This is a genomic window from Cesiribacter sp. SM1 (genome assembly GCF_020178975.1).
Taxonomy (GTDB): Bacteria; Bacteroidota; Bacteroidia; order Cytophagales; family Cyclobacteriaceae; genus Cesiribacter.
In genome coordinates this window covers 194772-214130 of sequence record NZ_JAHXBU010000089.1, presented here as the reverse complement: position 1 = coordinate 214130, position 19359 = coordinate 194772, and the positions used below count along the sequence as shown (strand labels likewise).

General features: G+C 48.6%; 16 protein-coding genes. 8 read left to right on the top strand and 8 right to left on the bottom strand.

Going from position 1 to position 19359, the window contains the following annotated elements:
• The first annotated feature begins 170 nt into the window (after positions 1-170).
• Complete coding sequence (locus tag KWJ01_RS16025; protein ID WP_224997752.1) at positions 171-2933, top strand: TonB-dependent receptor; 2763 nt, start codon at positions 171-173, stop codon at positions 2931-2933.
• A 142-nt stretch (positions 2934-3075) separates the two neighbouring features.
• On the opposite strand, the gene KWJ01_RS16020 is transcribed toward KWJ01_RS16025, so the two are convergent.
• From KWJ01_RS16020 to KWJ01_RS15990, 7 genes are all read right to left on the bottom strand, one after another.
• Positions 3076-3297: a hypothetical protein gene (locus tag KWJ01_RS16020; protein WP_224997750.1), complete on the bottom strand. Its 222-nt coding sequence runs from the start codon at positions 3295-3297 to the stop codon at positions 3076-3078.
• 21 nt (positions 3298-3318) lie between these two features.
• Positions 3319-3855, bottom strand: coding sequence for a carbonic anhydrase (locus tag KWJ01_RS16015; protein ID WP_224997748.1), 537 nt, complete (start codon positions 3853-3855; stop codon positions 3319-3321).
• Between the two features lie 11 nt (positions 3856-3866).
• Positions 3867-5504, bottom strand: coding sequence for a SulP family inorganic anion transporter (locus tag KWJ01_RS16010; RefSeq protein WP_224997746.1), 1638 nt, complete (start codon positions 5502-5504; stop codon positions 3867-3869).
• A 28-nt stretch (positions 5505-5532) separates the two neighbouring features.
• Entirely contained in the window at positions 5533-7404 is a 1872-nt protein-coding gene (locus KWJ01_RS16005; protein WP_224997743.1) for a proton-conducting transporter membrane subunit, read from the bottom strand.
• A 5-nt stretch (positions 7405-7409) separates the two neighbouring features.
• Positions 7410-9926 carry a YbcC family protein gene (locus KWJ01_RS16000; RefSeq protein ID WP_224997741.1) on the bottom strand — a complete coding sequence of 839 codons (2517 nt, stop codon included), beginning with the start codon at positions 9924-9926 and terminating at the stop codon, positions 7410-7412.
• Between the two features lie 141 nt (positions 9927-10067).
• Positions 10068-10487, bottom strand: a complete 420-nt coding sequence (locus KWJ01_RS15995) for a hypothetical protein (RefSeq protein ID WP_224997739.1) — start codon at positions 10485-10487, stop codon at positions 10068-10070.
• Positions 10488-10754: 267 nt separating this feature from the next.
• On the bottom strand, positions 10755-11030 hold the full coding sequence (locus KWJ01_RS15990) for a hypothetical protein (protein ID WP_224997737.1): 276 nt from the start codon (positions 11028-11030) through the stop codon (positions 10755-10757).
• 102 nt (positions 11031-11132) lie between these two features.
• Between KWJ01_RS15990 and KWJ01_RS15985 the strand changes: the two genes are divergently transcribed.
• From KWJ01_RS15985 to KWJ01_RS15970, 4 genes are all read left to right on the top strand, one after another.
• Entirely contained in the window at positions 11133-12107 is a 975-nt protein-coding gene (locus KWJ01_RS15985; protein WP_224997735.1) for a GTP-binding protein, read from the top strand.
• Between the two features lie 125 nt (positions 12108-12232).
• Positions 12233-12523 (top strand): hypothetical protein, encoded by a 291-nt coding sequence (locus KWJ01_RS15980; protein ID WP_224997728.1) that lies wholly within the window; start codon positions 12233-12235, stop codon positions 12521-12523.
• Between the two features lie 72 nt (positions 12524-12595).
• Positions 12596-13651: a M42 family metallopeptidase gene (locus tag KWJ01_RS15975; protein ID WP_224997727.1), complete on the top strand. Its 1056-nt coding sequence runs from the start codon at positions 12596-12598 to the stop codon at positions 13649-13651.
• Between the two features lie 182 nt (positions 13652-13833).
• Positions 13834-14502, top strand: coding sequence for a carboxypeptidase-like regulatory domain-containing protein (locus KWJ01_RS15970; RefSeq protein ID WP_224997724.1), 669 nt, complete (start codon positions 13834-13836; stop codon positions 14500-14502).
• Between the two features lie 218 nt (positions 14503-14720).
• On the opposite strand, the gene KWJ01_RS15965 is transcribed toward KWJ01_RS15970, so the two are convergent.
• Positions 14721-14867, bottom strand: coding sequence for a hypothetical protein (locus tag KWJ01_RS15965; protein WP_224997722.1), 147 nt, complete (start codon positions 14865-14867; stop codon positions 14721-14723).
• A gap of 452 nt (positions 14868-15319) precedes the next feature.
• Here KWJ01_RS15965 and KWJ01_RS15960 point away from each other — a divergent pair, with 452 nt between their 5' ends.
• The 3 genes from KWJ01_RS15960 to KWJ01_RS15950 all read left to right on the top strand — a co-directional run bounded on the left by KWJ01_RS15960 (position 15320) and on the right by KWJ01_RS15950 (position 19356).
• Positions 15320-18133 carry a YCF48-related protein gene (locus tag KWJ01_RS15960; protein ID WP_224997720.1) on the top strand — a complete coding sequence of 938 codons (2814 nt, stop codon included), beginning with the start codon at positions 15320-15322 and terminating at the stop codon, positions 18131-18133.
• Between the two features lie 257 nt (positions 18134-18390).
• Positions 18391-18897, top strand: coding sequence for a hypothetical protein (locus KWJ01_RS15955; protein WP_224997719.1), 507 nt, complete (start codon positions 18391-18393; stop codon positions 18895-18897).
• Positions 18898-19152: 255 nt separating this feature from the next.
• A complete protein-coding gene (locus KWJ01_RS15950; protein WP_224997718.1) occupies positions 19153-19356 on the top strand; it encodes a hypothetical protein in 204 nt (67 codons plus the stop codon).
• Positions 19357-19359: the final 3 nt, after the last annotated feature.

The following is a 19359-nucleotide window of genomic DNA, read 5'->3' as shown; positions in this document are numbered from 1 at the left end:
CCGATGTCTTTACATTACGCTAAGAAGCCCTTATTTTGGGTAAGGATCTTATAATGAGGTAATCATCGTGCATAAGTGCAAACATTACTGTCGGGAGATGTTTAAGTTTACGTAAGCCGTCATCTGCTTTAGTACCACTCCAGGTTTTTAGGATTTATATTTTGCTTTTCATGAAAAACACCCTCTTTTTTCTGTTCTTCTTTTTTAGCGTGTTTAATGTTTTTGCCCAGGAGTTTTCTATATACGGAACGGTACAAAGTGCAAAAGATAATAGTACCCTGCCGGGTGCTACCGTTGTCTTAGAGGATCCTGTAGATTCTACCACCGTTACAGGCGTTGTAACCGACATGGATGGCGAATTTATACTTGAAAATGTGAAGCCGGGAGAGTATGTGCTTCGGGTACAGTTTATGGGCTTCAACCCCCTGCTGAGAAAGATTTCCCTGAACAAGGACCAGGAAAAAGACCTGAACCTTGGCACCCTTAGCCTTCGGGAAGAAGAAGACAGACTGGAGGAGGTAGTAATTGTGGCGCAAAGGCCGCTGGGAGAACAGAAAGGAGATACCACCAGCTTTAATGCCAGCTCCTTCCAGACGCTACAGGATGCCAGCGGCCAGGACCTGGTGGAGAAAATGCCCGGCATCAGCATACAGGATGGAAACATACAGGCCCAGGGCGAAAACGTGGTGCGCATTCTGGTAGATGGCAAACCTTTCTTTGGCACCGATGTAAAGGCTGCTTTACAGAACCTGCCTGCAGAGGTGATTGCCAGTGTGGAGATTTACGACCGGAAAAGTGATAAAGCCCTGCTCAGTGGGTTTGATGATGGGGAACGGGAAAAAACAATCAACATCATTACCAAGCCCAACCGCCGCAAAGGCCAGTTTGGCAAAGCCTCGGTAGGCTATGGTACAGACGATCGCTACCTACTGGGTGCCAGTGTAAATCTTTTTAATGAAGACAGAAGGCTTACCATCACCGGCTTAAGCAATAATATCAATGCGCTGGATTATTCTGCAGATCCCAACAGCCAGGGCGAAACCAGAACACAAAACGGAATTATTACCACCAATACTGTAGGGCTCAATTTTACTGACGACTGGGGCGAAAAAATAGAGCTTAGTGCAAGCTACCTCTTTAGCCAGCGCGAAAACAGGGGCATTACTTCCCTGGTGAGAAACTATGTACTTTCGGCCGATTCGGGCCAGGTGTATACCGAAAACAGCACCAACATCAGGAAGAACATGGATCATCGTTTTGATATGCGCTTCGAGTACAACCTGGATAGCAACAACAGGATACTGATACGCCCGGACATATCCCTTAGGAACGATGAGAATAATCTATTTTTCCTCGGCCGCACTGCCACAGATAACAGCCTGCTGAACCAGACAGAAAATACTTCGGCTTCAGATAATCTCGATTATGATTTTAACAACCGTATGTATTACAGCCACCGCTTCAGGAAGAGGGGCAGAACCCTTACCCTAGGCTTGGAGTCGGGCTACCATACAAACCAGGACGAGGCCAGCCGTCTGGCGGAAAACATATTTTACAGGGAAGAAAACCGAACTGAAATCCTGAACCAGCGCACCAACCGCGACAGAACGGGTTTATCCTGGGAGGCCGACTTTTCTTATACAGAGCCTCTTGGAGAAAGAGGGCAGCTGGAGCTTGAGTATGAAATCGGAAACCGGATAAATGATTCTGATAAGCGCACCTATAACATCTATACAGAAGATGTGGAGCCCTATGCTACATACAGCCAGCTGGATACTGCCCTTAGCAATACCTTTGAAAGTGAATACCTTACCCAGGAGCTTGAGCTCGGCTACCAGTACTCTACTGAAAAAGTACGCATACAGGTAGAAGGAGAGTATCAGCAGGCCAACCTCAATAACGAGCAGGAGTTTCCGGCTCCTTTTTCGCTGCAGCGTACCTTTAATAGTTTTCTGCCAACGGTACGCTTTGATTATAAATTTTCGGAGTCTAAAAACTTTGAGTTCGACTATGATACCTGGACCCGGGAACCCTCCATTGGCCAGCTGCAGAATGTAATTGATAACTCAAACCCCCTTCACCTTAGAACGGGTAACCCAAACCTCGACCAGTCTTATCACAACCGCATCAGGATACGCTACAGGGGGCGCAACCCGGAAAACGAGCAAACCTTGTTTGTTTACGCAGCTGGCTCAATTATTCAAAACAACATTGTAAACGCCACAACCATTGCAGAGGAGCCTATTGCCATAAGCCGGGAGGTAATTTTAGCCCAGGGTTCGCAGCTAACCAGTCCCATCAACCTGGATGGCTACTGGGATTTTCGTTCCTACGTCAGCTGGGGCAGGCCTGTAGAATTTATTAGCTCTAACGTAAGTGTAAATGGCTCTGTGAACTACACCCACAGGCCCGGAATGATCAACAATACAGTTAACTATATTAATTCGAGCAACTACAGGCTGGGTTTTTCGGTAAGCAGTAACATCAGTGAGCAGGTAGATTTTAACTTCTTCAGCAGGGCCTCTTACAACATAGTGGAAAACACGCTGCGCCCGGCCCTGGACAATAACTACTTTAACCAGACCACGCGCCTGAGCTTCGACTGGATCTTCTGGCAGGGCTTCATTTACCGGCTCGATCTTAACCACCAGCTGAATACCGGGCTGGCCGAAGGCCTCGACAACAGCTTTCTGCTCATGAACATGAGCCTGGGTAAGAAGATATTCCCGAATGAGCGTGGCGAAATAAGCCTGAATGTTTACGACCTGCTGGGGCAAAACAACAACATCAGGCGTAATATCACCGAAACCTATGTGGAGGATGTGCAGTCTAATGTGCTGCAGCGCTACGTGATGCTCACCTTTACCTACAACCTGCGGCATTTCAGCAGGGGAACGGATATGAAAGATTATGAAGAGCTGCACAATGAATAGCGGCAAGGTTGAAAGTTTCATGATATGGCTTCCGGATAGTCTGCCAACCATCTTCAATCAAGCCTTTTCATCAGTACAAAAACAAAAAACCTACCTGTTCCAGGAAGGGGAAGGTAGGTTTTTGCATACTAAATCACGTGAGTTATGGGTTTAGCATCCGTGTCAACTGCACCTTAATCGTCATCCCCGCGCAGGCGCATATCTGGTTCAGGAAGGTGAGCTTTACATACTGGCTACCGTCTTCATTCAGGCGGTAGATCAGGTCCTTCGGCTTTTTCTGTATGGGAAGTGTATTGGTGGTTTGTGCGGACAATAGGGTAGCAAGCGTGCAGCAAAAGAGCAGCACGACAATATATTTTTTCATGTCTAAAGTTATGCGCTAAGGCTAGTTTAGGTTAATAGGCAGGAGAATCGCCTCGAGGTGGTCGGTCTCCACCACCTCAAGGCTGTTATTTTCCTCTATTACAATGCCCTTGATAGAAATAGCGGCTTCGCCGGTTCTTTTCCTGAAAAAAGAGAAACGCGAAAGGTTTTGTACCTGGGTGGCAATGTGATAGTGTATGAATTTCTCCCAGTTTAGTGTAGCATCAAATGTTAATGCTTCAAAAGATTGCTTTAACTGCCGCATGTACTGTTTAGCATCTGCCCAATGAGGACTGTCTGTGCCATCCTGCAGCAGAAAGTCGAGCACTTTGCAGGGGTAATGCCCCACCAGAATGATCTGTTTAACCCCTTCCTGCTCCACATAATGCTTAAAGAAAGTAGTGTCAAAACCGTTCTGGGCATTCAGAAATGTACCCAGGGCAGTGCAGACAATAAAGTTCTCCTGCGGGATCAGCTTTTGCATACAACTACAGTCGTTGCAAAATATAAACAGCGTTTTTTTCTGCTGGCTGCGGGCGTAGGCTGCTAATTTACACATGGCTATTCCTGTTATGCGGTTACAGTTTTTCTTGTGGCTTTTCTGGCAGAAAGGGCGTGGCTTGAAACAGGGGTGAGTCTGTCCAGGCCCATGAGGTGAACAGATCCACCGCGAGCTTCATAATCGTGCTTGAAGTGGTGGATTTGCTCCATAAAAGTGTGGTCTACGAGGTCGGCCTGGGTAAAGTCCAGCACAATATCCTGGCCGGCAGGTACTGCCTCGATTTGCTTTTTAAAGCCCAGGTAGTTAGTGAATACCGCTGCATTTTTGGCTTTCAGGTAAATACTGTTGCCCACACGCTCCTGCAGGAAGTTAGATTTGAACAGATTTTTGAATGATACCCCGGAAAACAGGTAGATAGCCGCCTCCAGTACAATACCTGCAGCAATACCTACCAGCAGGTCTTCTGCCAGGGTTACAATAATGGTTGCCAGGAATACTGCCAGCTGCTCTTTGCCAATGCGGAAGGTGTCTTTGAACAGCTTGGGCGAAGCCAGCCTGAAGCCTGTGAAGATAAGCATGGCAGCCAGGGCCGACAGCGGAATCTGGTGGATCAGGTTCGGGAAAAAGGCGACGAAAATCAGCAGAAAGCCACCGTGGAAGAAATTGGCCCAGCGTGTTTTGGCACCGTTGCCTACGTTGGCAGAGCTGCGTACCACTTCGGCAATCATGGGCAAACCACCTACCAGGCCAGCCAGGGTATTACCGGCACCAACAGCCAGCAAGTCGCGGTTGGTGTCAGATTTGCGCTTGTAGGGGTCTAGGCCATCAATAGCTTTTACGGTTAGCAGCGACTCCAGGCTGCCAACCAGGGCAAACATAATAATGTATTTGAAAGAGGTAAGGCTGAATACCTGGCTGAAATCAGGGAAAGTGATACCATCCAGGAAGTTGCCGGGAAGCGTTACCAGGAATTTAGGGCCTACAATATAGTCGTGGTCCAGGAACAGGTATTTGTGCTCGTGGGTAAGATCAAACAGGCTGCCCAGGGGTATGGCTACCAGCAGCACAAGCATAGGGGCAGGAATTTTCTTTACCCATGAAATTTTGATCAGCGGCAGGCCAAACAGGATCAAAAGGCTCAGACCGCCAATAAAGGCAATTTCAGGGTTTAGCCTGCCCAGCATGGCAGGTATTTCCATGAGCAGCGCAATGGGGTTTTTACTCTCAGGGGTTGCGCCCAGCATTACCGGCACTTGTTTAGCTATAATGATGATGCCAATGGCTGCCAGCATACCGTGCACTGCCGAGGTAGGGAAGAAATCCACAAAGCGGCCTAGCTTAAGCAGCGCAAAGGCCACCTGTATAAGGCCAGCCACCACAACTACAGCAAGAGTAAGTTTATAACCCAGGGCGGCATCGCCCTGCCCCAGGTCTGCAACCGCAGCAACGGCAATGGCAATCAAGCCGGCAGCCGGGCCTTTAATAGAGAGCCTTGAACCCATGAGGGGGCTCACCACCAGGCCACCAATAATGGCCGTTAAAATACCACCAATGGGCGGAAAGCCAGAGGCCATGGCAATACCCAGGCACAGCGGTAGTGCTATCAGGAAAACCAGGAATCCTGAAGTTAAATCAGTTTTCCAGTTTTCTTTCAATCCTGCAAGGCCATCTTTAGGTGCCTGCCGGTTTATATGAATATTTTTCATTTAGATTAGTTTTTAAAGCCCGGATAGATCAGGCGGTAAGATCTGATTGTGTTAAAAAGCTTCTGGAATTGGCACCCAGGAAAACCCGGGCGTAGATGCGGATCACGGCAATACCGTTGATGATGAAGGTAAGGGCTACCAGAAACGCCAGCAGTACCTGATTTTCGTGAATGTGGGTTAGGATGATGTCTTCTCCGAAGAAGGTGGTGGTGATGGGAAAACCCGCCAGCCCCAGGCAGCAGAGCAAAAACACAAAGGCTATGCTGCGGTAGCGCCTGATGAGGCCATGAAACTGGTTTAAGCCAATGCCATGGTGCTCGAAAGCTTTCACCTCGTGCAGGCAGATATACCCTACAATGCCCGAGATCACCACACCACTCAGGTAAACGGCAGCCTCTTTCAGGTTAAACTCATCGTTAAATGAAATAGACAGGTCTACAAAAAAGTGTGCCAGTACAATCAGCAGCCAGGCAAGCCTGGAACTGCTACGCTCGTTATAGGCCTTTGCCACCATCAGCAGCGCTAAAAAGGCAACGACAGGAGCCAGCACATCTTTAATTTCCTGCGAGAGGTGTTGTTGGGTGTAGGCAAAGCTTAAACCCAGCACATAGAGTGGCACAAAGAAGAAAAGCACATTCCGCAGTGTCAGGAAATTAATAGCCCTGCGGATCTTCTTCAGCGGACTGAAGAAAAACGTGAAGATCACCGAGTCCAGGTGCCACTCCTTGATGGATAGCAGGTACAGGGCGTAGCGCAACCTTTTGCCAAAGGCACTCTCGATCGTCTGCTTTCTTGGCGTATAGTTGTAAAACTGCTCCCGGATCAGGTAGGTAACCACCGAGGGCGAGATCAGCAGCTGATAGGTGCGCAAAAAGGCATTTCCCGCAAAGTGCACCAGGGCCAGGATATCCCATCCGGCAGCAATTTCCATGAAAATGATCCCGATTTGAGCAGCCGAGGCATACGCAATCTGGCTTTTAACGGTTGACTGTACCCGGGCAATGAGGGAGGCAGCCAGCGCGGTTAAAAGACCAACACCTGCAATAAGCCAGCGAATAAGCAGCTGATGCTCCCAGAAAGGAAAGGTTCGCAGCAGCAAAAAAGCACCAATGTGCACCGACAACGAACCGTAGAAGATAGCACTGGAGGGGGTAGGCCCTTCCATAGCCCTGGGCAACCAGGCCGAAAACGGCAGCTGTGCCGATTTGGCTGCTGCAGCAATCAGGATCATCAGCGATATAAAGATGCCGATGGAGCTGTGTGCCTGCAGATAGTGGTGTACCAGTTCATAATTAGCCAGCTTCTGGAAGGTTATATTCTCGTGCCACAGGTGGTGGCTCATCCACATGGCCAGCAGAATGCCTACATCGCCTATCCGGTAAATGGTAAACACCTTAATAGCATTCTTTACAGGCAGGTAGCGTTGGCGGTAAAAGGCAATCAGCAGGAAAGACGAAATACCCAGGATTTCCCAGCCTATGAAGAGCGTTTCGAAGTTGCCCGCCAGCACGGTAATGTTATAACCTGTGTAAAAGAACAGGATGGTGTTAAAGAAGCGCTTATAGCCCGACTCGCGGTGCAGGTAATAGCGGCTGTACACTGTAACCAGAAAGGTTAGCACGGCACCCACCAGCAGATACACTGCCGATACCTTATCGAAATAAAAATCGATAAAGAAATCGTAGTTAATCGATTTGTAGAGCGAGAAATCCCGGATGTTTAGATCCGGAAGTCCTTTTACAAGCCAGAGGCCTATAAACACCATGCTCGAGAGCAGGCTTAGGCCAACCGTTGTAAAAGCAACTTTTGAGATCAGTTCTTCTTTTTTTGCCGGTATCAGCAGGCTAATAAGAAAGCCCAATACCGGCAGCAGTATGAATAAATGAATGCTAAGTTCCATGAGGATTATTTGGTAAGCAGCACCGGTATATTGTCCTGGTATTTTTCGATGTAAGCAGTGACATCTTCTGCCGCTTCAGGAGTTGCGTGCAGTGCCTTGTAGGGATCAAATGCGCCATCTTTAAAGCAGTACACTTCGCCTGTTTTAGGATCTTTCACCGCCAGCAGCACCCATTCGTTGATGAACCACTCGTAGGTAGCCAGATTTTTCTGGATGGTTTGCAGCACCACCTCAGGAAAGTGTTCCACCACAAACATGATCCTCACCGGGTCGTGCACCTCGATCATCTGGCTGGGCAGGCCCGGCCGCAAATCGCCCTCTACACCATTGGCTACACCAATCAGGCCTACCACGTTATGGGGCAGTTTGGTACCGGCACCAAGCTTCTCGTTGTCAACGCGCGAGAAGTAGTACTCCAGGTTAATACCGCCGCATACAGGTGCAGCCGCATTCAGAATGGTCAAGAGGTACTTGCCGGTTGGGTCTACGCGGTAATCGTAAGAGTTCATGAAGGGCCGCCTGTCCAGGAAAAGACTCTGGGTAAGCGATCCGCGGCCAATGATGCAGAGTGCATTGGTGGCGTGGTTCAGCTCTGGCCTGGGCTCAAAAAGCGAAACCGAGCGCCTCTTCACCTCCTCATGCAGCTGTGGCAGCGGCTTACTGGTGTCAACAGTATCGAACCGCCTGGAGCGCTCTTTGGCATTAAGGGCCAGCGCCTTTTCAAACACCTGCTTGTTTTGCGCGTGCAGGTCGGCATGCGCACCCGTTATCACTTCCTCGTCATAATACTCAATCTCATCGCGGGTGGTGTCGTGCATGGAGCCCAGGAACAGAGTAGTTTCCGGTATCTCCAGCCCTTCGCTCTTCAGCATTGCGCGTACCTCCGGATGGTTGGCCATAAAGGAAAAAGTACGGGCATTTACCGCACCTGGACGCCCACAACAGGCACCGCAATCATAACCCGCATAGTGGGTGTTATTTACCGAGCTGGCACCATGGCCTACGATGTACACAAAAGGTGCAAAATCCTTCACCAGGCCAATGCTGCGGAACATATTGCCTACCCGCAGTGCCATTTCAGGCACGGTAAAGCCCAGCTGCAGGCCGTCTTCCGTTTGGCCATCCTTATTCTCTATTATCAGCCTGGCGTGTTTATCCATGTGCTGAAACGAGTAAGCCGTAGCCGGACTAACAGAGGGCTTAAAGATGTTGACGAACAGCTTAAAAGCCGACCAAAAACCAAGTGTTTGCGAGATGAGCCAGCCTTGCAGTGGCATGTGTGCATGTTTGGCATAGTGGGCATCTGTCTGGCGGCTGTTTTTACGGGCCACCTCTTTTATCAGGTATTTAGGTGTAACCGGTGCCGGGCAGGCTTTGGTAGAGAACTTGCCGCCTTCTGGCTTAAAGAAGAATTCTACGCCAAAAAAGCCGGGTGTGCCAAAGGTTTCACTCTGGCGATCAATGCTCTCGATGTAGCGCCGCAGGGAGTATTCCCGGTCGTCGATACAGAAAATAGCCTGAAAGCTCTTGTTGTCGCCGGGAGTACGCTCGTGTGCCAGCCGGATGCCGGAGAGCACATCATCGAAATAGCTCCACTCAAAAGCCTCCTGCCAGATCTTTAGCACCTGCTGCAGCTCTGTGTCTGTTACAGGGGCAAAGAGCGGATCAGGCTTTTTATCGATTAACCGGCCCAACGGCTTCCACCTGCTGCCCAGTTTATTGTCCAGGGCATCAATTTCCAGCAGCAGCTCCAGGTACATCAGGTCGTGCAGCGAGATCTGGCGCGGGTCCAGCAGGGTTTCCGGCTGGCGCTCTATGACCGATACCAGGCCCGACCAGCCCGGGTGTGCAAACTGCTGATCGAACAGGTACTGCTCAAACAGCTCTTCACTGCCTATCAGTATTGTTAGCAGGTCCTTTAGCGTGCTGTTTCCCTCCAGCAGCAGCTTATGCGCTCTTTTGGTTTTAAAGATGCTGGTCAGCTTGTTTTGCTCCAGCTCCCGCATGGCCTCCAGAAAGCTTTTCCCGGTAATGGGGAAGGGCCAGATCAGAATGCCCTGGTCGAGGTAGGTAGAAAGCAGGCGAAACAGGAAGGGATGTACCACTTTATCGAGGCTGATTTTGCAGCTGCTCTTCCAGTTTTCCCGGAGCTGCCCAATACGCGGGCCAATAGTGCCCTCGTAGGGCTGATGCAGCACTTTGTCTTTCCATCTGCTTACAGCAGCAGCAGCAGCAGCAGTGCCCTGCAAGGCAGCCCACTGCTGCTCTGCAATTACTTTTTCCAGTATATCCTCCCGGATTTTTCCAGCCCTGTAATAAGCCCGGAATTCATCCAGCGAAAGGTAAGTTTTGTAACCAAAGATTGTTGAGGCCTTTTGCAGCGCTTCATGAAATTTATCGTGCTGAAAGGCATGTAGTGTGTTGTGATGAACAAAGTCTTTCAGGGCTGCCTGCGAAGGCAGGTAGTGTTGCAGCCTGTGAATAACGGCATGTTCATCAAAGAAAATGGTGTTAGAATCCATTTTGCCCTGATATTTATCAAATAGAAAATAGGGTAGTATAGATTGCCCGGAATGGGGCAGGGGAGTCTCCTTATGGGAAACAATAAGCCATCAGGCCATGCCTATAGCACAGCAGCCTGTAATAGGCCTAAATGATAAACATCAGATCAGGTAGTTCTTCCAGCAATGGAAGAGCACATAGAGGGGAACTGAAGCCTGGACATAAGAAGATGCCAGGTAATGTGTATAAGTAGAAGAGGCGTGTGAGAGCGCAAATTTGTATGCCAGCAAATGCAGGAAAAAGGATTCGCCATCGGCTCTTTCCTTTTCATCGGAGCTTTCCTCTTTTTCCGCTTCGTTAACGGGGACTTCTTCCGGAAGATCGGGTACCTGGCGATGGCCCCTTTCACTAAACTCGGCTTTAACCTGATTTTGAGCAGGCTCCTGGGAAGAGACTGCTGATACACGCTGATAGAAAGAGACCTCGCTTTTAGGAATGCCATACCCCAGCACTGCAAACAGTAAGACTACTGTCAGGTGCAGGAAGGCAAACATAAAAAAGCGGTTCTTTCTGTTAACCATTATTGGCTGATATTCGAATACAAATATACTTTATCTTAAGATCGCTCAAAGTAAAGTGTAACAAAATGATTTGTTCAACCAAATTTTCTACTTGTAAACTGCTAATGTAGTCACTTATGCATCAGTAAATTACCTGTGTCAGGCCTTTATATACAGTAAAAGAACGCCCTGTTCAGACGTTCTTTTGAATATCTTAAATCCCGGTGCAAATTGTAGAGTATTCCTTTAAAGAATCCTTACCCTGCCGGCATTGCATCAATAATTTTGTCAGGAAACTACAGTTTGGTTGAGTGCCTTATAGAGCATCACAATATCGGTTGGCTGAATTTCGTCGATGGATTTATCTACACAAAAGATCCCGGCCTGGGGCAACAGGTTCATAATACAGATCACCGATTTAGTTTTGCTAATGCCCTCGTCGGTGTTATAGCTGTATTCTCCTACAAAAACCTCTGAAGGCGTTTGCAAAAATGCACTTACCCAGTTGCGTATCTGGCAGCATTTTTCTGTGTTGCAGGAATGGGATGTTTGGTTATTCTCCATATGCCTAATTCTTAAAGTTAGCCGGTAAAGTTTTCAATATTTTTTTAGTTAGTCATCGTATATTCGATAAAGCCGCAACGCTGCTGCAAGATTTATAGTTTCATGTCGCTACCAATATCTGCCATACCCGTTACGATTGTTACCGGATTCCTGGGTTCCGGTAAAACCACCTTTATCAATGAGTTAACAGCAAAAATGCCCGAAAAAAAGTTCGCTGTTATTGAAAATGAATTTGGTGAAGTGGGCATTGATAAAGAGCTGCTGATCGGCAACGACGGGGGTGTATTTGAAATCAGGGGAGGTTGTATCTGCTGCACGGTTAGCGGTGAGTTAACTACCTACCTGCTGAACCTGAACAGGGGTGACAAACAGTTCGATCACCTGATTATAGAAACAACGGGCGTGGCCGAGCCACTCTCCATAGCCGAGCCTTTTCTGTCGCACCCGGTCATCCGGCAGAAATACCGGCTCGATGCCATCATATGCCTCCTCGATAGCGAGCTGGTGGCAGAACAGCTCAGGCAGGAGGAGGTTGTTGCCCGGCAAATCAGTGCGGCCGACCTGATCCTTTTCAATAAAACCAGCAGCGTAACGGCAGCAGATTTACAGGAGCTGGAGAGCAAGATCCGGCAGATCAATCCTTTTGCCCAGCCACTGCAGGCACAGTATGCCAGGGTAGCCCATCAGAATCTTACAAGCCTGCATGCCTTTAGTCCGGACTCGCTGGAAAAGCGACAGCTGGAGGTAGCCCATCACCACCAGCACCTGCACGAAGGAATCTCGTCTTACAGCATTTGCTTTACCGAGAGCCTCGATTATGGAAAGTTCTACCAGTGGGCAAACCAACTCATGACCTTCCAGAACAGCAGAATTTACCGCATCAAAGGCATACTTAATTTCAGTGGCAAAGCCGAAAAAGTAGTTTTTCAGAGTGTGAAGAATAAGTTTGTGATGAGTGAGGGTAGCCCATGGCCTGCAGGAGCAGAGGCGCCGGCACGGGAGAGCAGACTGGTGTTTATTGGCAGAGAGCTGAAAAAAGAGATTTTGCTGAAGCACCTGAAAAGATGTTTTGCTTAAGCAAAGAATGAAAAGGAGCAGTAGTACTCTTTCTTTTTGAGAGGATTGCAGAAATAAATTACGTCTGCGCCAAAACAGGGGGATAAAATACAGGATCGCTTTATATTTGAAAAAAGTTTTACAGGATGAAAATACTAAGGCTACTCTCCATAAGCTGCCTGATGGCTGTAGTGCTAAGCTGCAATTCCTCACAGAACGACAGCCCTCCCGAACCACACCTGGAGCTGGGGCAGCGTATTACCTTTGTAGGAGCCGATCCCGACAAAGCTTACCTTGTTGCAGGTTACCGCAATGAACTGGAAGATAAAACCGTTGCCGACTGGAACAAACAAGCCTATATTGTATTTACTTATTTTGATGACCAGGGCGATTATGTACAGGGAGTCGTACATAAGAATGCGATCTTAAAACAATAAAGATGTTATTTTAAAGGCCGGATCCTGCAGAAGGTCCGGTTCTTTTATTTCAGATATTTAGATAGAGGATTTATGAGCATTAATACAGAACTACTGGCAAGAATTTGCAAAGAACCCGGTGCTCCGGGCTATGAGAGCCGAATCCGCAGACTGGTGCTGCAGGAAATAGAAGGACTGGCCGACGAAGTGCAGGTTGATAATATGGGCAACATACTTGCCCTGAAAAAGGGAGTGAATAATCCCGAGGGCAAAAAGGTAATGGTAGCCGCCCACATAGATGAAATTGGCTTTGTGGTAACCCACATAGATGATAACGGCTTTGTGCGTTTTCATACCCTTGGGGGCTTCGATCCTAAAACCTTAACGGCACAGCGCGTTATCATTCATGGTAAAAAAGATATGCTGGGCGTAATGGGCACCAAGCCTATTCACGTACTATCTCCCGAAGAGCGCCAGAAGCTGCCCAAAACAACCGAATACTTCATAGACCTTGGCCTGCCTAAAGATGAGGTGGTAAAATGGGTGCGCGTGGGCGATCCTATTACGCGTGAGCGTGAAATGGTAGAGGTTGGTGATTGCGTAAACAGTAAGTCAATAGATAACAGGGTATCGGTTTTTATCCTGATAGAAGCCCTTCGCAGGCTTAAAAATCCACCTTACGATGTGTACGCTGCCTTTACTGTACAGGAAGAGGTAGGACTAAGAGGTGCTAACGTGGCCGCGCACCAGATCGACCCCGATTTTGGGTTGGGCCTGGATACCACCATTGCCTTTGATGTGCCCGGTGCCCCTGCACACGAAAAAATTACAGAACTGGGTAAAGGTGCTGCCATCAAAATTATGGATGGATCTGCCATTTGCGATCCGCGTATGGTAGATTTTCTGCAAACCACAGCCGAAAAGAGCAACATCAAGTGGCAGCCTGAGATTCTGACCGCCGGTGGTACAGATACAGCCGGTTTACAGCGTATGGGTAAGCGTGGCTCCATTGCCGGTGCTATTTCAGTACCTACCCGCCACCTGCACCAGGTAATAGAAATGGCGCATAAAGAAGATATTGCCGCCTGCATAGACCTGCTGCACTCTGCCCTTAGCACTTTCGATAAATATAACTGGGCACACAGCTAGTGGCGCACGGCTAGTGGCGCACGGCTAGTGATCCACGCCTGCTAAGTGTACTGCAGCAAATACCATTATGGTAAAGCCTGTTTACAGAGCTAGCTAAAGGCCAGTGCCGCGGGATATGCCAAGCGTTTGGCAACATAAAAAGCTGTTTTCCGAATATATAGGTATACCTTTTAGAATAAAAAATGAATACCATATATCGAAAAACAGCTTTTTTTATAGTGCTGACGCTCGCACTGGCACTGCCGGGGCTGGCGCAGCAATCTGGATTATACATTAGCGGTGCCGTGCTGGATGCCGACAGCCTTACGCCACTAAGTGGCGCTACTGTTAAAAATATAAGCAGCCTGAATGCCTTAAGGGCCGATGAGGATGGCTTCTTCAACATTAGAGTACGCCCAGGAGATACGCTCCTGATCCAGCACATGAGTTACCAGCCCATGAAGTACCTCGTACCTGTTGACTTGAAGGAATCGCAGTACGCCCTGGTGCAGCTTTTGCAAAGAGATCCCCTGGGGCAGAATGCCAGCGTAAGGCCTTTTCCTACACAGCAGCAGTTTGATGAGACTATTTTGCGGATGGATCAGCCTAACCTGGTGAACCGTACTAATGAACTGGATCAGAACCTGGAGCAGGTTACCAACGACCCTACCAACATGCAGCAGTACATAGATGACTATATGCGCTTTCAGCAATTATATGTAATGCCCGAAAGGAGTGCCCGGAATGATTTTATCAATCCCGACCGCTGGAGAAACTTTATTCGCGACTGGCGCGAAGGTCGCTTTACGCAGCAAGGCATGGAAAAGCTGGATGGATTTCCTGCCCGCGTTAAAGATTTTGATGATCAGTAAACTGGCTGCGGATTAAAAGCGAAAGCAACAAAAAAAAATATCAGGCTTTTGCACAACGCTGTTCAATGCATAGTCACCGGCTAAGGTAGCCCCGGACTGTGCCTGATCAGCGTTTTCTTTTTTTATGATGCTTTGCCGCGCCTGATAAACAGAGGAATCAGCAGCTGAGCAGACAGGCTTTTCATTTACTAAGCCCCCCGACAGCTAAAAAAATAAAATTATAGCCTGTTGCTGTAGCCAAACCGTCCGTCATGCTCTTCCAGTGAAGGAGCGTCTTTCATAAAAAGCACCCAGAACAGGTAACGGCCTGCATAAAAGGCAATGCCCAGAATAAGAGCCAGAAGCATAAGTTGTGCTACAATCATAATAGGGAGTTTTGGTTGATTAGTCTTTTACGGTCTGCACCCTAAAAGGGTTTTGTGCTTGTGAAATATTACATGCAATATTATGCGAAATATTTGCAATATGTTTATGTGTGCAGGTGATTTATTTTTAATGTTTCATCATTAATACTTTGGCGTATTAGTAAGGTAACCCCAGTAAAAAGGCTTTTAAATTGAATGAGTAGGGGCTTGTTTTGTATTTTACATAGAAAATAGGGTTTGTGTCCACTGCCTTCAGTTCAACTTATCAGTACTTTAAGATGGTAGCTTAAAGTAGTACTTGAAGAAAAAAACAGGCCTTTGTTCCTGTAAAATTTTTTTAGAACTTACTCATCTTTCTAAGTAGACACGGCACCAGATTGTAGTGTAAATTCAGCTGAAAGGCGGGTAATTTTAGGAAAAGCCTTTACTTTAGAGAAGAACTATTGATCTATATGAAGAAGATTTTACTGCTGATTTTTTCTTGTACTTCTGTTCTAAGCTTGCAGGCGCAGCAGCCACTGCAACCCTCCAGGCCAAGTACTACTCAAGACCTTCACCAGGCATGGCAACAAAAAAAGAGCCTGCAGGAGGCTTCTATGCTAAAGGAATACCCGCTGCGCAGCATTGGTCCTGTGGTGCAGGGAGCCCGCATCACCGATCTTGCCGTTAGTCGCAATCCAAAATTATTTTATGTAGCCTATGCCTCGGGGGGCGTGTTTAAAACCCGGAATGCAGGCATCACCTTTGAGCCTGTGTTTGATAATTTAGGCGCCCTTGGAATAGGCGATATGGCCCTGGCGCCCTCAGATGATAATATTCTGTATGTGGGCACCGGTGAAAAAAACAGCAGCCGCAGTAGTTATGCTGGCGCAGGTGTATACAAAAGTACCGATGCCGGTAAAAGCTGGCAGCACCTGGGGCTGGAAGGTACACAGCACATCAGCCGTATACTGGTGCACCCCACGCAGCCACAGGTAGTATGGGTAGCTGCCATAGGGGCCCTTTACACCAACAATGCCGAACGGGGTGTCTACAAAAGTACTGACGGTGGCAGTAGCTGGACCAAAACGCTCTACATAAATGACAGTACCGGCATCATCGATTTGGAGATTGATGCAAATAACCCACAGGTGCTATATGCTGCCGCCTGGGAGCGTACCCGCCAGAGCTGGAATTTTAAAGGAAGCGGCCCAGGCAGTGCCATTTACAAAAGTACCGATGGTGGTGCCACCTGGCAGCGCCTGCAGAATGGCCTTCCGCAGGGTGCTGGTGTAGGCCGTATAGGACTAAGTGTGGCAGCACAGAACCCCGGGGTTGTGTATGCCCTGCTCGATAACCTGGAAGAAACGCGCCAGGAAATTAAGCCTGAAAAGGGAGTGCTCACGCCTGCCTCTTTTATCAGCATGAGCCGCGACCAGTTTCTGCAGTTGCCGGATGACCAGCTGCAGAAATTCCTGAAAGAAAACAGGTTTCCGGAAAAATACACCGCCCAGCGTGTAAAGCAGGAGGTACGCGAAAACAGGTATCAGCCCAGGGCCCTGGCCGAGTACCTGGGTAATGCCAACGAAGCGCTCTTTAACACCAGCGTGAGTGGCGCCGAGGTGTACCGCTCCAACGATGGTGGCCAGCACTGGAACAAGCAAAACCAGTATCCGCTGGAAGGAGTCTACTACACCTATGGCTACTACTTTGGTGAAATACGCACCGCCCCCGATAATGCCGATAAGCTGTACATCCTGGGCGTGCCCTTGCTAAGCAGCAACGATGGCGGCCGCAGCTGGTACCGCGTAGATACCACCGGCGATGTACACGTAGACCACCAGGCGCTTTGGATCAATCCCCAGGATTCGGAACACCTCATGCTGGGTAACGATGGCGGACTCTACATCAGCTACGACGGCGGCACCAACTGGCGGCATGTGAATAATATGTCTACCGGGCAGTTTTATACCGTGGCGGTAGATATGGAAACGCCTTACAATGTATACGGCGGTCTGCAGGATAATGGTGTGCTGAAGGGCAGCAGCAGGAGCATTCCCAATAAAACAGAAGATTGGGAGCACCTTATGGGTGGCGATGGTATGTTTGTGCAGGTAGACCCGCGCAACAGCAACCTAGTGTACACGGGCTACCAGTTTGGTAACTATTTCAGGCTGCAGCTCAATGCCGGTAAGCAAACCTACATTACCCCACGGGCAGACATAGGAGAAGACCGGCTGCGCTTTAACTGGCGGGCACCGCTCATCATGAGCAGCCACAACTCCGATATTATTTACATAGGAGCACAAAAGGTGTACCGCAGCCTTAACCAGGGCGAAAGCTGGGAGGCCATCAGCCCCGACCTGACCAAGAACCTGCCGCAGGGCAATGTGCCCTTCAGCACGATTGTGAGCATTAGCGAAAGCCCGCTGCGATTTGGCCTGCTTTACGTAGGTACCGACGATGGCAACATTCAGCTCTCGCGCAATGGAGGCGGCAGCTGGGAGAAAATCAACAGCAACCTTCCCGATAACCTCTGGATCAGCAGCCTGCAGGCATCCCGCCACCAGGAGGGACGGGTGTACGCCACCCTTACCGGCTACCGCTTCGATGATTTCAGGGCTTACCTCTACCGCTCAGATGATTACGGAAAAACCTGGCAGTCCATCAAAGGCAACCTGCCCGAAGAGGCGGTAAATATTGTGATTGAAGATCCGGTTCAGCCCCATCTCCTGTATGCTGGCACCGATCATGGCGCTTACATCAGCCTCGATGGTGGTACTAACTGGAACCCCATCAACGAACTGCCCAACGTAGCTACTTACGATATGATTGTGCACCCCCGGGAAAATGAGCTGGTGCTGGCTACCCACGGCCGCAGTGCCTATGTAATGGATGTAAAACCCCTGCAAAAGCTGGCCAAAGGCAATCCGGAGCAGGTGTTGCTGGAGGGAGAACCAAGCGTACGGCATTCTGAAAAATGGGGCGGGCGCACCTATCCTTACACCCCTGTAAACGAACCGAAAATAAGCCTGCTCTACTACCTTCCACAGCAGGGCCAGGCACAAGTAGAGGTGCTGAATAAAGAGGGCGGCCTGGTGTACTCAACTGCCATTAGGGGCGAGAGGGGCTTTAGCCAGTGGGGCTGGAACCTGAAGATGAACCGCAACGGCCAAACCGGGCGCAAAAATAAGGCAGCAGAAGGTGGCTACCTCCCGAAGGGAGAGTATACCGTTCGCCTTAGCCAGGGTAACAGGAACGCAAGCACTCAGCTCACCGTAAAGTAGAAGACGGTGGTTTATCAGCTAAAGGTGAAAAAGGAACTCATATTGGGTTCCTTTTTCGCTTTTTCTGCCTTACAGGCCCCTGTTTATCAGCAGGAAACAAAGAATGGCTGCCAGGGCATACAGATTGTTAAGCTTATAATGAATGTCAGGGGGGTAAAAGCTTATAAACAAGTGAGTTATGTGGTGAAAATATGAAACCTATTTAAGCGTAATACAGTATATGTAGCGGAACAAAGGACAATTGTCCCTTTATGCTTATGAAAATTAATAGTTTACTAATATACAGTCTGATTATTGGAAGTTTAGCAGCCTGCAGTGTGCAGGAGAAAGACCAGCAGGGTCAGGATACAGATGAGTTTGAAATGGAACCTGTGCAGTATGAAGCTGCAACCACCTCGGATACAGTAATGGTAACCGAGCAGATGGTGGATCGGCACTTTGTGCGGATGCCAGATACCCCACAGGGTTACAGGGCGCAGGCCCTGCTGGAAGTAGTAACGGCCGAAGATGAAGAGCAGATACTGCCCTTTGTGTACGAGCACTACGATCCTGATTTTATCGACCAGGTACCGCAGGATGATCATAAATCCCTGCTCCTGCACCTGCAAAAGCAGATACAGGGTGCAGAAGTAGAATCTATCGAAAATCTTGACAATGCTTACCGCATTGGCGTAATGAGCAACCTTACTAATCAGGAGTACCTCATCGATGTATACTTTGAGCCCGAGGCTCCTTATAAAATATCAGGCATACGTGTACTGTAGTTGATTATATTACATCTTGTCAAAAGGCCGGGCACTCCCCGGCTTTTTTTGTTTCCGGATTTTTCCCCTCATTTCATTTATAAGCTACTGTTAGAAGAATTTCTAAAGGTTTATGCACCTGCAAAGGCAGTTCAAATAATAACATTAATTCTGATGGCAGGCCGGGTAGGTCTGTTAGCAGCCTGGACTCTCACGTTTAGCGACCAAATCTTTCATTCGCAGACAATTTGTTAAATAGTTATGAAACCACTACTGATGAGTTTATTGCTTCTGGCAGGTATGAGTGCCTGTAGCGGCGAAAAGAGCAAAGAGCCTGTTGTATCCGGAGCAGTTGAATCTACAACTGTGCCTGCTGATACCCTGCCGCAGAATGCAGCTGCAGCTTCGCCGGCTGGCGAGCTTTCTCCTGAAATGCAGCATCACGTTCATGAAATCGATAGTTTACTGGATGGGATTTAGAAG

What these genes read in the sequence shown, in the direction of transcription:
- KWJ01_RS16010 (WP_224997746.1), bottom strand. Translation starts at nt 5,504, where the DNA reads ATGAAAAATATTCATATAAACCGGCAGGCACCTAAAGATGGCCTTGCA.
- KWJ01_RS15985 (WP_224997735.1), top strand. Translation starts at nt 11,133, where the DNA reads ATGTCGCTACCAATATCTGCCATACCCGTTACGATTGTTACCGGATTC.
- KWJ01_RS15965 (WP_224997722.1), bottom strand. Translation starts at nt 14,867, where the DNA reads ATGATTGTAGCACAACTTATGCTTCTGGCTCTTATTCTGGGCATTGCC.
- KWJ01_RS16015 (WP_224997748.1), bottom strand. Translation starts at nt 3,855, where the DNA reads ATGTGTAAATTAGCAGCCTACGCCCGCAGCCAGCAGAAAAAAACGCTG.
- KWJ01_RS15955 (WP_224997719.1), top strand. Translation starts at nt 18,391, where the DNA reads ATGAAAATTAATAGTTTACTAATATACAGTCTGATTATTGGAAGTTTA.
- KWJ01_RS15970 (WP_224997724.1), top strand. Translation starts at nt 13,834, where the DNA reads ATGAATACCATATATCGAAAAACAGCTTTTTTTATAGTGCTGACGCTC.
- KWJ01_RS16000 (WP_224997741.1), bottom strand. Translation starts at nt 9,926, where the DNA reads ATGGATTCTAACACCATTTTCTTTGATGAACATGCCGTTATTCACAGG.
- KWJ01_RS15980 (WP_224997728.1), top strand. Translation starts at nt 12,233, where the DNA reads ATGAAAATACTAAGGCTACTCTCCATAAGCTGCCTGATGGCTGTAGTG.
- KWJ01_RS16020 (WP_224997750.1), bottom strand. Translation starts at nt 3,297, where the DNA reads ATGAAAAAATATATTGTCGTGCTGCTCTTTTGCTGCACGCTTGCTACC.
- KWJ01_RS15990 (WP_224997737.1), bottom strand. Translation starts at nt 11,030, where the DNA reads ATGGAGAATAACCAAACATCCCATTCCTGCAACACAGAAAAATGCTGC.
- KWJ01_RS15950 (WP_224997718.1), top strand. Translation starts at nt 19,153, where the DNA reads ATGAGTTTATTGCTTCTGGCAGGTATGAGTGCCTGTAGCGGCGAAAAG.
- KWJ01_RS16005 (WP_224997743.1), bottom strand. Translation starts at nt 7,404, where the DNA reads ATGGAACTTAGCATTCATTTATTCATACTGCTGCCGGTATTGGGCTTT.
- KWJ01_RS16025 (WP_224997752.1), top strand. Translation starts at nt 171, where the DNA reads ATGAAAAACACCCTCTTTTTTCTGTTCTTCTTTTTTAGCGTGTTTAAT.
- KWJ01_RS15975 (WP_224997727.1), top strand. Translation starts at nt 12,596, where the DNA reads ATGAGCATTAATACAGAACTACTGGCAAGAATTTGCAAAGAACCCGGT.
- KWJ01_RS15995 (WP_224997739.1), bottom strand. Translation starts at nt 10,487, where the DNA reads ATGGTTAACAGAAAGAACCGCTTTTTTATGTTTGCCTTCCTGCACCTG.
- KWJ01_RS15960 (WP_224997720.1), top strand. Translation starts at nt 15,320, where the DNA reads ATGAAGAAGATTTTACTGCTGATTTTTTCTTGTACTTCTGTTCTAAGC.